The 13,864-nt window shown below is 34.3% G+C and carries 10 protein-coding genes, 1 tRNA gene and 1 pseudogene; 7 read left to right on the forward strand and 5 right to left on the reverse strand.

Translation table 11 applies throughout. The features are described from left to right. Positions 1 to 2: 2 nt before the first annotated feature. The gene (gene map / locus ACFINA_RS05105; protein WP_375606886.1) at positions 3 to 833 is read right to left on the reverse strand and encodes a type I methionyl aminopeptidase; all 831 of its coding nucleotides are present in this window, start codon (positions 831 to 833) and stop codon (positions 3 to 5) included. Next, positions 826 to 1,542 (reverse strand): DNA/RNA nuclease SfsA, encoded by a 717-nt coding sequence (gene sfsA, locus ACFINA_RS05110; RefSeq protein WP_375606885.1) that lies wholly within the window; start codon positions 1,540 to 1,542, stop codon positions 826 to 828. Before sfsA ends, map begins: the two co-directional genes overlap by 8 nt. Before the next feature lie 248 nt (positions 1,543 to 1,790). Between sfsA and ACFINA_RS05115 the strand changes: the two genes are divergently transcribed. The 4 genes from ACFINA_RS05115 to ttcA all read left to right on the forward strand — a co-directional run bounded on the left by ACFINA_RS05115 (position 1,791) and on the right by ttcA (position 5,376). Next, positions 1,791 to 2,627 carry an RNA methyltransferase gene (locus ACFINA_RS05115; protein WP_375606884.1) on the forward strand — a complete coding sequence of 279 codons (837 nt, stop codon included), beginning with the start codon at positions 1,791 to 1,793 and terminating at the stop codon, positions 2,625 to 2,627. Further along, the gene (gene murI, locus ACFINA_RS05120; RefSeq protein WP_375606883.1) at positions 2,620 to 3,447 is read left to right on the forward strand and encodes a glutamate racemase; all 828 of its coding nucleotides are present in this window, start codon (positions 2,620 to 2,622) and stop codon (positions 3,445 to 3,447) included. Before ACFINA_RS05115 ends, murI begins: the two co-directional genes overlap by 8 nt. 170 nt (positions 3,448 to 3,617) lie before the next feature. Beyond that, positions 3,618 to 4,235 (forward strand): 30S ribosomal protein S4, encoded by a 618-nt coding sequence (gene rpsD / locus ACFINA_RS05125; protein ID WP_375606882.1) that lies wholly within the window; start codon positions 3,618 to 3,620, stop codon positions 4,233 to 4,235. A 265-nt stretch (positions 4,236 to 4,500) separates the two neighbouring features. Further along, on the forward strand, positions 4,501 to 5,376 hold the full coding sequence (ttcA, locus tag ACFINA_RS05130) for a tRNA 2-thiocytidine(32) synthetase TtcA (protein ID WP_375615175.1): 876 nt from the start codon (positions 4,501 to 4,503) through the stop codon (positions 5,374 to 5,376). 955 nt (positions 5,377 to 6,331) lie between these two features. Here the strand turns inward: ttcA and rimO are convergent. After that, positions 6,332 to 7,645 (reverse strand): 30S ribosomal protein S12 methylthiotransferase RimO, encoded by a 1,314-nt coding sequence (gene rimO / locus ACFINA_RS05135; RefSeq protein WP_375615176.1) that lies wholly within the window; start codon positions 7,643 to 7,645, stop codon positions 6,332 to 6,334. A 498-nt stretch (positions 7,646 to 8,143) separates the two neighbouring features. Further along, on the reverse strand, positions 8,144 to 8,848 hold the full coding sequence (lexA, locus tag ACFINA_RS05140) for a transcriptional repressor LexA (RefSeq protein ID WP_375606879.1): 705 nt from the start codon (positions 8,846 to 8,848) through the stop codon (positions 8,144 to 8,146). A gap of 1,240 nt (positions 8,849 to 10,088) precedes the next feature. Here lexA and ACFINA_RS05145 point away from each other — a divergent pair. Continuing rightward, a tRNA-Lys gene (locus tag ACFINA_RS05145) sits at positions 10,089 to 10,164 on the forward strand. A 66-nt stretch (positions 10,165 to 10,230) separates the two neighbouring features. On the opposite strand, the pseudogene ACFINA_RS05150 reads toward ACFINA_RS05145, so the two are convergent. Beyond that, positions 10,231 to 10,408: pseudogene (locus ACFINA_RS05150) on the reverse strand (integrase); the annotation flags it as partial. Positions 10,409 to 10,694: 286 nt separating this feature from the next. Between ACFINA_RS05150 and ACFINA_RS05155 the strand changes: the two are divergent. Continuing rightward, a complete protein-coding gene (locus ACFINA_RS05155; RefSeq protein WP_375606878.1) occupies positions 10,695 to 11,594 on the forward strand; it encodes a septal ring lytic transglycosylase RlpA family protein in 900 nt (299 codons plus the stop codon). Positions 11,595 to 12,679: 1,085 nt separating this feature from the next. Then, positions 12,680 to 13,843 carry a D-alanyl-D-alanine carboxypeptidase family protein gene (locus tag ACFINA_RS05160; RefSeq protein WP_375615177.1) on the forward strand — a complete coding sequence of 388 codons (1,164 nt, stop codon included), beginning with the start codon at positions 12,680 to 12,682 and terminating at the stop codon, positions 13,841 to 13,843. Positions 13,844 to 13,864 lie beyond the last annotated feature (21 nt).

Here is a 13,864-nt window from a genome sequence, read left to right on the forward strand (position 1 = left end):
CATTAGGTATACGAATTGGGAATATAAAAAATATTTTTAGGAGATTGTGTAAATATTTCACACCCCTCATTTGTGACACCAATTGTATGTTCATATTGTGCTGTCAAAGAGCGGTCGCGGGTAACGGCAGTCCAACCATCAGATAAAATCTTAACTTGTGGCTTACCAAGGTTAATCATAGGCTCAATTGTAAACATCATACCTTGTTTTAATTCGACTCCTTCTCCAGGGTTTCCATAATGGAGGATATTGGGTGCATCATGAAAAAGCTGACCGATACCATGTCCGCAAAAATCTCTCACAATTGAGCACCGTTCAGATTCTGCATACTGTTGAATAGCAGCACCAATATCACCTGTGGTTGCTCCAGGCTTAACAACAGCAATTCCTTTCATAAGACTTTCATAGGTTATTTGTAAAAGGCGTTCTGCAGCACGTCTGATTTTTCCAACAGGATACATTCGACTTGAATCTCCATGCCAACCATCAAGGATAAAGGTTACATCAACATTCACAATATCGCCTTCTTGCAAGGGTCTTTTATTGGGAATACCATGACAAACAACGTGATTGATGGATGTACAGCATGAATGGCTGTATCCATGATAATTTAAATCAGCAGGAAGAGCTCCTCGCTTAGCACCAAAAATGAATACAAAATCATCTATTTCTTGCGTAGTAACACCTGGCTTAATAATATCCGTAAGCGCATCAAGGCATTCTGCAGCAATACGACCAACTTCACGCATTTTAGCAAAAGCATAATCATCAAAAATGCGGATTTTCCCATTAAATTTTAAAGGTATTTCATTATATTCAATATACTCAGTCATTGTTTCTTCTGTTTTCTATTTTCACTCTCTGAATCGGAAAAATGCCTTCTACACTTACATGACACTTTACAGCATAACATTCTACTCCTGATTTTAATGCTAAATCAAACTTACGTCCATAGAGTGGATCAAGATCATGACAAATTGTAAAAGCTGAGCAATCTTCTCGTTGAATAATATAAAGCATAGCTGCTCGTTTTCCTTGTTGTACAACCCCTATAAGTTCTTCAAGGTGACGTGCACCACGTTTTGTTTCTGTATCAGGAAATTCTGCTAATCCTTTTTGACGAATAAAATGAACATTTTTAACTTCTAGGTAACAATCAGGAAGAATGTCATCACGTAAAAGAAAGTCAATTCGTGATTGTATCCCATAGCGTTGTTCTTTTAAGATTGTTTTATACCCACTTAATTCTGGTAGTAATCCGTTTTGAATTGCTTCTAGTGCAAGTTTATTGGGTAAAGTGGTATTAATGCCAACCAAAGTATTATCGGCTTCAACAATTTCTAATTGATAGGCATATTTTCGCTTGCTGTTGTTATGATATGAAAGCCAAATATTGGAGTTGGAAGCTGTTAATCCAAGCATTGATCCTGTATTAGGGACCGACACGGTGAAAACATGTTGATCATCTTGTTTAACATCCGCAAGAAAACGTTTATAACGACGGATAAGCTTTGCAGGAAAAAGTTTGGGAATAAAATACATATTCCTTTTTTAGGATTTATGATTTCATAATTCAACTGAGATTATGACGGGTAGGAGTTGTCACCTACTAAACAAGATAAAATTAATGTAAAAAATGTTACGATATCTTATATAAATTGTATAAACTCCATAGTCTACTTTGAATGGCTTTTAAAATTTATTATTAACAAGCATTGGTGTACTTTGAAGAAGATTGCTTTTAAAAAAACAGCGAATGGAGCATAAGTAAGTGCAATTAGGGAGTATTGATGGCAGGAACGAATAAGAATCGTGAAAATTTAACAAATGGTCCCGTTATTATTTTAGTTGAACCGCAGCTTCCTGAAAATATTGGTATGGTCGCAAGGGCAATGGCAAATTTTGGGCTTTCTAAGCTTCGATTAGTCAATCCTCGAGAAATGTTTCCAAATGAAAAAGCTAGAGCTGCTGCAAGTAAAGCTGATCATGTCATTAACAACGCTGTGATTTTTGATACATTGCGTGATTCAATTGCAGATTTACACTATGTTTTTGCCACAACAGCGCGTGAAAGATGTGGATTTAAAACTGTAAAAAGTGCTGTCGAAGCAGCAAGCGTATTACGTCAGCGTGAAAGTATCGGACATAAGACAGGTATTGTCTTTGGAAGAGAGAGATGGGGACTAGAAAATGATGAAATCAGTCTTGTTGATGAAATCATCACTTTTCCAGTTAATCCTGCTTTTGCATCTCTCAATATTGCGCAAGCGGTTCTTTTAATGTCTTACGAATGGATGAAAACAGGTCTAGAGAATGTCAGCGATACGGCATTTCGTGCCGCAGAGATGGAACCTGCAAATAAAACAATATTTCATGGTTTTTTATCTCAGTTAGAAGAGGCTTTGGATATTCGTGGATATTTTAGACCCCCAGAACGCAAAGAAGTGATGCTTGCAAATTTACGCTCTGTTTTTACGCGTGCTAACTTTAGTGAACCTGAGGTTCGTTTATTGCGGGGCGTTATATCTTCACTGGATTATTTTTCACCACAATATCCAAGGGGGAGTGGAGCACCTAAAGAGCGCGACCGTAAAAAATTACAAACAAGTGTGAAAACTGATGGATGAACAGCCTGTTCTTTTTTTTGATAGTGGTATTGGTGGTTTAACTGTCTTAAGGGAAGTGCGTGTTCTTATCCCTGAAAGGCAATTTATTTATGTGGCTGATGATGCGGGATTCCCTTATGGCAATTGGGAAGAAAATGTTTTGAAAGACCATATTTTAAAGATTTTTACAAATCTTTTAACACGTTATAATCCCGCCTTATGTGTCATTGCTTGCAATACTGTTTCTACACTGATGATGGCAGATTTACGACAAAATTTTCCTCATGTTCCTTTTGTAGGAACGGTTCCTGCAATTAAATTAGCTGCTGAACAGACGAAATCTGGTTTTATTTCCGTATTAGCAACCCCTGGAACAGTTAAACGTGCTTATACAAATGAATTAATCAACTCTTTTGCTGGACAGTGTCATGTTCAGCTTGTGGGAAGTGAAAAGCTTGCTGGATTTGCTGAAAATTATTTACGGGGAAAATCTATCGATTCGAAAGAGATAAAGAAAGAAATCCTTCCATGTTTTGTGGAAAAAAATGGCAAATATACTGATATTATTGTTTTAGCCTGCACACATTATCCTTTTTTGATTAGCTTCTTTCGTGAACAAGCTTTATGGTCCGTTAAATGGATTGATCCAGCAAAGGCTATCGCTAAACATACCAGATCATTATTGCCATTGTCGGAAAAAATACAGCAGCAACCTGTAAAGAAATATCAAGATTTTGTGTTGCTAACATCAAAAAAGGTCACTTCTTCAACGGAGCGTTTATTAAAAGGATTTGGCTTAAAACTCATGAAAAGAGTTGACTTTGGGATACGAGATCAATAAAATTGTTCCAGCTTTTTCTTTCAAGAAAATGGCATTAATTGACGTGTCCCGTGGATAACTTTGCATATTGATATGTTAAGGTATTCTGTCAGTCTTTAGTATTTAAAGGCAGAGGAGGGCGCGTTTCCTTGGGGTCTTAAGATCTCGTGTTTTATTTTAAAGGAAATGCGATGAGTAAACGCGAAACAACAAAGTATAAAATTGACCGTCGTATGGGAGAAAATATTTGGGGTCGTCCAAAATCTCCCGTCAATCGTCGTGATTATGGTCCAGGTCAGCATGGACAGCGTCGTAAAGGAAAACTTTCTGACTATGGGGTGCAGTTGCGCGCTAAACAAAAGCTGAAAGGGTTTTATGGAGATATTTCAGAAAAGCAATTTCATAAAACTTATGAAGAAGCCGCTCGTCGACGGGGGGATACTGGTGAAAATCTTATCGGTCTGTTAGAGTCACGTTTGGATGCTGTCGTCTATCGCGCAAAATTTGTACCTACAATTTTTGCTTCTCGTCAATTTATCAACCACGGTCATGTTAACGTAAATGGGCGGCGTACAAATATTCAATCTTATCGTTGTAAGCCTGGTGATGTTATTGAGGTTCGGGAAAAATCAAAACAACTTGTTTTAGTTTTAGAAGCAGTACAATTGGCAGAACGTGATGTCCCTGATTATATTGAAGCTGATCATAAACAGATGAAAGCAACCTTTACACGTATTCCTGCTTTTGCAGATGTTCCTTATGCTGTGCAAATGGAACCTAATTTGGTTGTTGAATTTTATTCTCGATAATTTTTTATGAGGAAACATGTTTTCCTCTTTCTGTGATTATAACTTCAAAATAGTGTGTTTTTTATAATCTTTGAAGTTAACAAGTGTTTTTTGTGAATGGTTCTATATTAAGTTTATTGCTATGTTTTAGAGCGATAAACTTATATAGTTCCATTTCTTTTTTATGTATCTAATTTTATAAATTCAAAAAACATAAATGTAAGTTTACTTTATATTTGTTTCTGTCTTTGCAAAACGAGCTATTACTTGTGCAGGATATGGTATTATGAATGATGTTTCAGTTGAATATCAGGCAATAAAAGAAAACGAAGAGAGAGATGATCTTTTGGAAAGAGAAGCAGATGAATGTCATCCAATATTTCGGGTTGCTCCTTCCAGCGTAGAATTTAATAAATTGCGCAAACGGCTTTTGCGTCATATGCGGCAGGCTTTGGATGATTTTTCTATGCTCTCTACGGGAAAAAAATGGCTTGTCGCTTTATCGGGTGGAAAAGACTCTTATGGTTTATTAGCGCTTCTTTTAGACTTAAAATGGCGTGGTCTTTTACCCATTGAAATTCTTGCTTGTAATCTTGATCAAGGACAACCAGGATTCCCGAAACATATTCTTCCAGACTTTTTAAGTTCTTATAAAATTCCCTATCGTATTGAATATCAGGATACTTATTCCATTGTTACAGATAAATTGGCAAAGACGCAGACATATTGTTCCCTTTGTTCTCGTTTACGACGAGGAAATCTCTATCGCATTGCACGTGAGGAGGGCTGTTCTGCATTAGTTTTAGGTCATCATCGTGATGATGTTTTGGAAACGTTTTTCATGAATTTGTTTCATGGTGGTCGATTAGCCGCTATGCCTGGAAAACTTAAAAATGATGAAGGTGATCTTTTTGTATTACGTCCTCTTGTCTATGCTGCTGAAGAAGATATGGAAAAATTTTCTCAAGCAATGCAATTTCCGATTATTCCTTGTAATCTTTGCGGTAGTCAAGATGGTTTACAACGTAATGCAATGAAAGAAATGCTGAAAAATATAGAAAGACAAATGCCAGGACGTAAAGATACGATGATTCGCGCTTTAACAAATGTACGTCCAAGTCATTTGCTTGATAAGAAATTCTTTAACTTTAAAGCGTGTTAATAAAAATTAGATGCTCTAAAAATAAGTTTAAAGATTTTGAAATAAAGCGCTTCCTTAAAGAGACATCTCTCAAAGAGCACCCAAGACCATTTCACGACGGCGTCCATGAAGGATATTATTGTAAAATCCATTAAGCACTCCCATCTTTACGTTTATGAAGGAGTAAGCTGGGCACCATCACTCATTTTACCAGCTCGTAGATGTTGCGACAGCCCTTAGCACTTAAGACGATTCATAAAAGCTCCTTTCTTTAACAATTTTTGTCCACACATTCATCCCGCTTGTAACGTGCAAACGAATGATTTTTATTGATTCAATATAAACAGGTCTAAAATGAAATAATCTTACGATATTCTGGACTATCATTCAACATACAAAACTGTGAATTATCATTATAAATCAATATATTGCTTTATAAATAATAATCGGAAATTGCACTGCTTGAGAAAATTTTTCCATATCTTCCTCAGCAGCATAGACAATACGATAATTTATTGTTTTGCAATTTAACTATAAGATTATTTTATTTCAAATTCTCTTATATTACATCCATAAACATTTCCTTGCATATCACAAGTGGTATTTTTGTGTGTATAAAACACAATTGAAAAAAAAACTTCTTTCATAAACCAATGACTGTTGAAATTTGAAAACGGGAAAATAGCATGATTATCAGTTTATTCTTTTATTAATTAAATATGGGGCAATCTTTAGGGATTTTATTTTATCCTGTTGTGCTATAAAACCCTATCATTTAGGGTGGAGCACTAAGAAAATATATAAATCTGATATTACTTTTTAGAATGTATAGCGAGTATTCAGGGCAGGGATTTCCTGTAATTTCTCATGAAGTGCATTACACACTTCGAACACGGCTCATTGTGAGAAGTCACTTTTTTATAAATCGACTTTGATAGGAATCTTCGTCATTTAGAGACTAGAAAGCGTTCAATTGTTAAACGGCTATGCCATAAAGGTCATAGGCATCCGATTGTTCGATTTTAACAGTGACAAATTCACCAACACGCAGTGGACGCCGTGATGATATATGGACAACACCATCTATTTCTGGAGCATCGTATTGACTACGTCCTTTGGCAACTTTTCCTTGACTTTCATCGATAAGTACTCGGAGTCTTTTTCCAATTTTTTTCTTTAAAAGATGTGTAGAAATTTGTTGTTGTTTTGCCATAAAACGATGCCAGCGGTTTTCTTTCACCTCTTCAGGAATATTTTTTAATCCCAAATCATTTGCGGCAGCTCCTTTTACTTCTTCATATTTAAAGCACCCAGCGCGTTCAATTTTTGCTTCTTCTAGCCATTCTAGAAGTATATTAAAATCTTCATTCGTTTCACCAGGAAAACCAACGATAAATGTTGATCGCAAAGTAAGATCTGGACATATTTTTCGCCATTTTTCAATTCTACAGTTTGTTTTTTCCATAAGTGCGGGACGCTTCATATGACGCAAAACAGTCGGTGATGCATGCTGAAAAGGTATATCCAGATAAGGAAGAATTTTTTTTGCAGCCATAAGTTCGATAACTTCATCAACATGGGGATAAGGATAAACGTAATGCATACGTACCCAAATACCCATATCGCCTAGTTCGCGACAAAGATCAAAGAATTTGGTTTTGATTGTACGATCTTTCCAAGAATTTTCGAGATATTTAAGATCAACACCATAAGCACTCGTATCTTGTGAAATAACCAAAAGTTCTTTTACACCCGCTTGCACGAGTTTTTCAGCTTCACGAAGAACATCGCTGATGGGACGTGAAGTGAGATCACCACGCAAAGTAGGTATGATACAAAAACTACACCGATTAGAGCATCCTTCAGAAATCTTTAAGTAGGCATAATGGCGAGGAGTTAAACGAATACCTTGGGGAGGAACTAAATCAAGAAAAGGATCATGAACAGGGGGAATTGCTGTATGAACAGCTTCTATAACGCTTTCATAAGCTTGCGGTTTTGTAATAGCCAATACATTAGGATATGTTTGGCGAATAGCATCAGGATCAGCACCAAGACACCCTGTTACAATAACTTTTCCATTTTTTTTAAGAGCTTCATCAATATTGGCTAATGATTCTCTCCTTGCCGAGTCAAGAAAACCACAGGTATTCACAATAACGACATCAGCTCCTTGATGTTGACGTGAAATCTCATACCCTTCAGAGCGAAGGCGTGTAATAATTCGCTCAGAATCTACGAGTGCTTTTGGGCATCCGAGAGAGACAAAACTAATACGAGGTGCGACCATAATAATCCTATAATGACTATGAACAATTGAATGACTCTTTTATTGGCTTAAAAAGAAAAAATGTTCTTTATTTTTATACATATGCAATACAATTTGTTACAAATTTATTTGATTTTTTTCTACAATATTTTACGTAATTTTATGCATGCATATGATTTTATCTTATTATACTGTAAAATACCATCGTTAAGAGCGATGATATAAAGCAAACTCCTTAAAACATTCAGTACTTTAGAGCGTGTAATGAATATTTCTAAGCTTACTTATCAAGCCTTGCGTAAGTGAAGCGCGTAAAAGGGAAGGGAAAAAAGAATTCATTCAACAAGAATCTGAATTATTCTCAGATCAGATTGGGGGAGGATGTCTTTTGAGGAGTGAGAAGAAAATCAATTTCTTGTGGCACAATATTAAAAATGTCCAACGGTTTTTTTTACTGTATTTTATTGGCGTATGTATAGCGTAATATAAAATGCGATTATTATTTAATATTATTGTTATTTAATATTTACGAATAAGTCCAGTAAGCTTGCCTTGTATCTCTACACGCTCGGATTTGTATGTACGTACTTCATAGTGAGGATTCGCAGCTTCTAATGCAATAGAGGCTCCTTTGCGTCGATAACGTTTTAATGTTGCCTCTTTTTTATCAATAAACGCGACAATAATTTCACCTGATATTGCTGTATTTTGGCGTTTCACAATGATCGTATCTTTATCAAGGATACCAGCCTCCACCATAGAATTATCTTTAACTTCTAGTGCATAGTGCTCACCTGTATTAACCATATCGTGTGGAAGAGAAAGTGTGCTTGTTTGTTGCAGTATAGCAGAAGCAGGAACGCTCGCAGAAATGCGTCCCATAATGGGAATGGTGGTATTTTTTTTTTCTTCTACTTCAAAATTACTCAAGTTTTTTGATATTTCTCTTTTATTTTTTTCTATCATACTGGGAGAAATCTTACGTGCTAAAGAAAGGTTAAATGTTATTTTCTCAGGGAGTCGAATCACCTCCATTGCACGCGCACGATTGGGCAAACGACGTATAAAACCTCTTTGTTCTAAAGCTATAATAAGCTTATGAATACCAGACTTTGAAGAAAGTTCTAATGCATTTTTCATTTCTTCAAAAGAAGGAGAAACTCCTGTTTCTTTTATATGATTGTGAATAAACAAGAGTAACTCATATTGTTTACATGTCAGCATTCAATGTTCCAATCAAAATAATAAAAAGGAATAAAGTAAAAATACGTGTATACATAATAATTATGCAAGTTTTTTTCGCTAAATCAAAATTATTTGCTTTATTTTTGATCTTATAAGTGAATTTAATATGTTTATTTATATTTAATATATTATAAATATTAAAATTATTTATTTAATAACATTATTAAAATATTATTTATATATTATATAAATACATTAATATTACATCATATATAAAAATATTTTATAGCTCTGAAATAAACTGAATTATTCGACACTAAAGTTTATGATCAGTGGTATCTTTCTCTTTTAAAAATATATATACGTATCTTGTAATTTCTGATATAAAAAGTGAATTAGAAAACATTATTGTCAATAATAGAACTGATCACTCAAGGTGTGTCGAGAATCATTTTGCATTATTATGTCTGCTTTATTTTATAGAATAAATTGGCTTTCATTATATAGCCATTGTGCATGAATAAAAGTCATCTCTCTAGAATGCTATTGTCGCTCATTGGTACATTTGTTTAAAAAAGTATCTCTCAATGTGCTTGCTTTCATCAAGATTTTGTGATGAATAATATAAAATCTATTGGATTGCCGCATTTTTATATCAAACGTGCTAACACTATCATACTATTTTGCTATCCCCTTAATGTTTCGATAATTTTTAGTTATTGAAAGAAGGCATAAGTATCATTTTCATTTCTTTTTTTATATAGTTTTATTCCCTCACTTTTATTGGTCGAGCAAATGCTTTTTATTGTTTCAATATAAAAAAGATTTGAAATGAGAAAAATTTACAGTATTTGAGAATTTTCACTCAAGTAAAAAATGATAAATTATTATAAATCAATATATTATCTTATAAATCTGTATTCATATTTGAAAATTGAACACTAAAATATAAAAATAATATTATAATAAAAGGTATTTTTCTTCTCTACCCATTATGCTCAACAACCCATGTGAGGGGAAGGGGGGATTTCTCATAATTTTAACGCTTCGAATCTATGCAATATTTTGCAGTGAAATTTTTCCTTTATTGAAACTTCAAAAAGAAGATTAAAAAGTACTTATACAATGATGAAGTAAAGGAGCGAAAACGGAAAATTATTGATAACTGCAGAAAATAATAATATTTTTTCCAAAAGGTGTTGACCAAATGGAAAGTCAACCGTATGTTCCCTTCACTTTCTGCAAACTACATAGTATGCAAACTAGATAGCTTGTGTGGGAGCGCGTAGCTCAGCTGGTAGAGCAACTGACTTTTAATCAGTAGGTCCAGGGTTCGAATCCCTGCGCGCTCACCAAATTTAAGTAATATCAATAGGCTATAAAAAATTTAAGAATCTTTTTTGTTTTGATTCTATAGTCTGTCATTTTCTATCAGCTGTTTTGGAATAGAGCGATGCTATGCTGTCTCCTTCCCAACAAAAAAGAGCTTTAAGCTTACGGATAGGGTTGTACCTGCGTTGGCAGCACATGTAGTTTCTAATTTTCTCAATCCATAGGTGGTTTTTTAATACTCAATACATTACATGATTCGCAAAACAGTTGCTAAAATCACCACTTATTCACACTTTAATATTATGAAATGAATTTTCTATAAGATGTTGATTTATTTAACTTTTAATCTTTTTAACATCTACTATAGTACATTTATTTCGTATGAAAACCATAAAAAAGTTAACAATACGTTAATTTCTTGGTAAAAGAAGCCAATTTAAGAGTGGTATATACGCGAGGGGAATCATTAAAAAACGTAAATTCTTCCGTTGCGTACAAAAAGCGTGATGTGGTTTTTACAGTATTACTTAACAGAAATAAGTGGACTGAATAGATGCCTTCAAATAGAAAAAAGAAAATTACTTTTATGATTAAACCAACACTTCAATTGTTTTCTATGATTGTCATTTCTCAGTCACTGGTATCTTGTTGCGCAAGCCAAACTATGAATTTTTCAATAAAAGATTCCTATCATAATAAACCAATTAACGTAAACACTTCTGTACTACCTCAACAAGTCTCCAATAAGAAAAATCAATCGGAAGAAAAAAAGCGTGGACGAGCGATTGTTGGTAAACCTTATCAAATAAAAGGAAAGTGGTATTATCCTCAAAATGATCCAACTTATAAACGTGTTGGTGAGGCATCATGGTATGGTTCAGACTTTCATGGACGATTAACAGCTAATGGTGAAATTTATGACATGAATCTTTTGACTGCCGCTCATCCTACAATGCCTTTACCTAGCTATGCTCGTGTTACTAATTTGAGAAATGGATCTTCAATCGTTGTTAGAGTGAATGATCGCGGACCTTTTATGAAAGACAGAATCATTGATTTATCAAGGCAAGCTGCGACAATACTTGGTTATGTCGATAAGGGAGTAGCAGATGTTAAGGTGGAATATATCGCTGAAGCACCCATTGGCTATTATGATGGTGCATATTTAATGGCCTCTTATACTCCAGGAAACGCCGTGTCATATTCATTAGCGTCGGAGAATGTTTCGAAAAAAAGAGAAACTGTTTTGTTAAAAGAGCAGCGCAATATAGGGAACAAAAAAGAATTAGCTAAAGCAGCTGCTGTTGAACAGGAACAACGTAATAAAACTGTTGCAGTTAAATTGCCGGAAATTGGTCCTATCATGGTTGATAAGCCGATGCCATTCGATCAAGTTGCTTCTATAAATAAGCTAAACAAAAAAACAAAGGTCAATTGGCTACAACTGTTTTAAGAAAAAATGCGTTGATTTTTTATCAATATAATTTTCTAGTAAAAAAGATAAGAACTTACGGATTTAGTGTAGGGGTTTCATCTTAAGGCGCGTTGTCCTTTTCAAAAAGCGTGGTTGGGTGCTATTATTATAAATTCAGTACGGGCCTTTCCACTCCATTGCTAGTATTTTCGTCGTTTTATGATATTGCTTGCTTAATAAAGCGTGTACTTTTCTTGCTGTAATAGCTTTTGCTAGATGAAGGTAGATTATTGTGTCAGTCTGTTTGTGTAATCTCTAAAACAACTGTACAATCGATTTGAGAAGAATAAAAAGCTTAACAAGTAAAAAAATATTTTCTTTTGATTCGGCCTTGCATCTTTCTAAAGTATCTACGGTAATATCCTATGAAAAGATTATGCATTATCTCATGCTTTTGTTTATCATGTTCTTTAATGGAGTAAGTTCCCTCACGAAAAACAGAGCGTCTCAAACAAAATACACTTACATTGCCAATTCATGGACTTATTTAAAAGAGATATATTTCAACACGCTACAAGCCTATTTTACGACAGCGCCTGTGAATGGCATAACTGTAACGCCTTTAGATATCACCATCTTCACACTTATGAAGATATAAACCGGCAACGTCATAGACTTTGCAAGCCCCAATGTTTTGTGCGATAATTCTTAACACTTGAGAGGTTGATAAGAAGTATTTTACTCTCTTTTTTAATAATTTTTATCCATATACGAACCCTGCTTATGACGCGTAAGCAAGTGATTTTATTGAATTTAATATGAGAGGAGGGGATGAGAGAATCTTACAGTATTTTGAATCAAATCCACGTTAAAAGATTATAATTTATCATAACAAATCAAAATACTATCAATAAAAATAGGAAAAAATATTTTGTCTCTCATACTTTAAAATTAAACTGAACCTACATGGAAGATAAAAAGCGTGTCATATTATTTTTTTCTAAAGCTAAATGAAAATAAAATCTTTTTGTGAGTTGTAAATAATTCCTCAATTTGCAGCAATCAAAAAGTTTTTTCCTATATAGTAAATTCTTTATGCTGATTTTTAGATGGGAGGAGCGGCTATGTATACAGTATTAAGGATCTTATTAATATTATGGGGAGTATTGGCATTTGATACATGGGGGAGAGCGCAAGATTTTCAAACTCCCGCATCCCAATTGTTATTACTCGATGATGATACAGAGACAGTACTCTATGAAAAACAAAGTGCTATTCCTTTTTTCCCTGCTTCATTAGTAAAATTGATGACAGCAGAAGTTGTATTTCATCAATTAAAAAAAGGATTATTAAAAAGTACGCAGAAATTTAAGGTCAGTGAAAATGCTTGGCGCAAGGGTGGAGCACCTTCTGGTACAACCACTATGTTTGCAAAGATAAAAACAGAAATCAGTGTTTATGATCTGTTGCGTGGTTTAATTATTGTCAATGGAAATGATGCTGCTATTATTCTTGCTGAAGGCATATCAGGAGATGAAGCTCATTTCGCAAAGTTGATGAATCAGCGCGCTAAAATGATTGGATTATCTCAGAGTCATTTTGTTAATGCAACAGGGCTTCCCGAAGAGGGACAATTTGTAACAGTGCGTGATATGATTATATTAGCACGTTACATTACTCAGGAATATCCAGATTATTATGCACTTTATCGTGAACCTCATTTTACGTGGAATAATATTTTTCAACGTAACAAAACCCCTCTTATTTCTAAGGAAATTGGTGTAGAAGGATTTGGTTTTGGCTACAGTAAAAAAGAAGGTTTTTCAATGGTTGCCACCATTTCTAAAAATCATCAACGTCTTTTTTTAGCAATCAATGGTTTGCAAGATAGAAAAAAATATACAAAAGAAATAGAACGCATTCTTCAATGGGGAATGACGGCATTTGATCTCAAAACGATTTTCACAAGAGAAGAAACGGTTGGTCGTGCTCCTGTTTATGGTGGTAAGCAAAATTTTGTTCCACTCATTGTTAAAACACCAATAAGTTTTATGCTTTCGAATGAAAAAAAAGTAAATGTTAAAGCAAAAATTAAATATCATGGTCCATTGAAAGCCCCCATCGTTTCTGGGCAATCAGTTGGCGTTATTCAAATTTTAGAAGATAAAAAGGTTCTTCTGGAAAAACCAGTTTTTGCCGGAATGAATGTTCAGGAAGGAAGTTTCTTTGCAAAAGTAAAAAATGCATTCTATGAAATCACAATTGGATGGTTACGGAAATATTTATAGTTACGCGCTAATAAGGTTAAG

It is taken from the genome of Bartonella sp. AC10YNML, from assembly GCF_042196825.1.
GTDB lineage: Bacteria > Pseudomonadota > Alphaproteobacteria > Rhizobiales > Rhizobiaceae > Bartonella.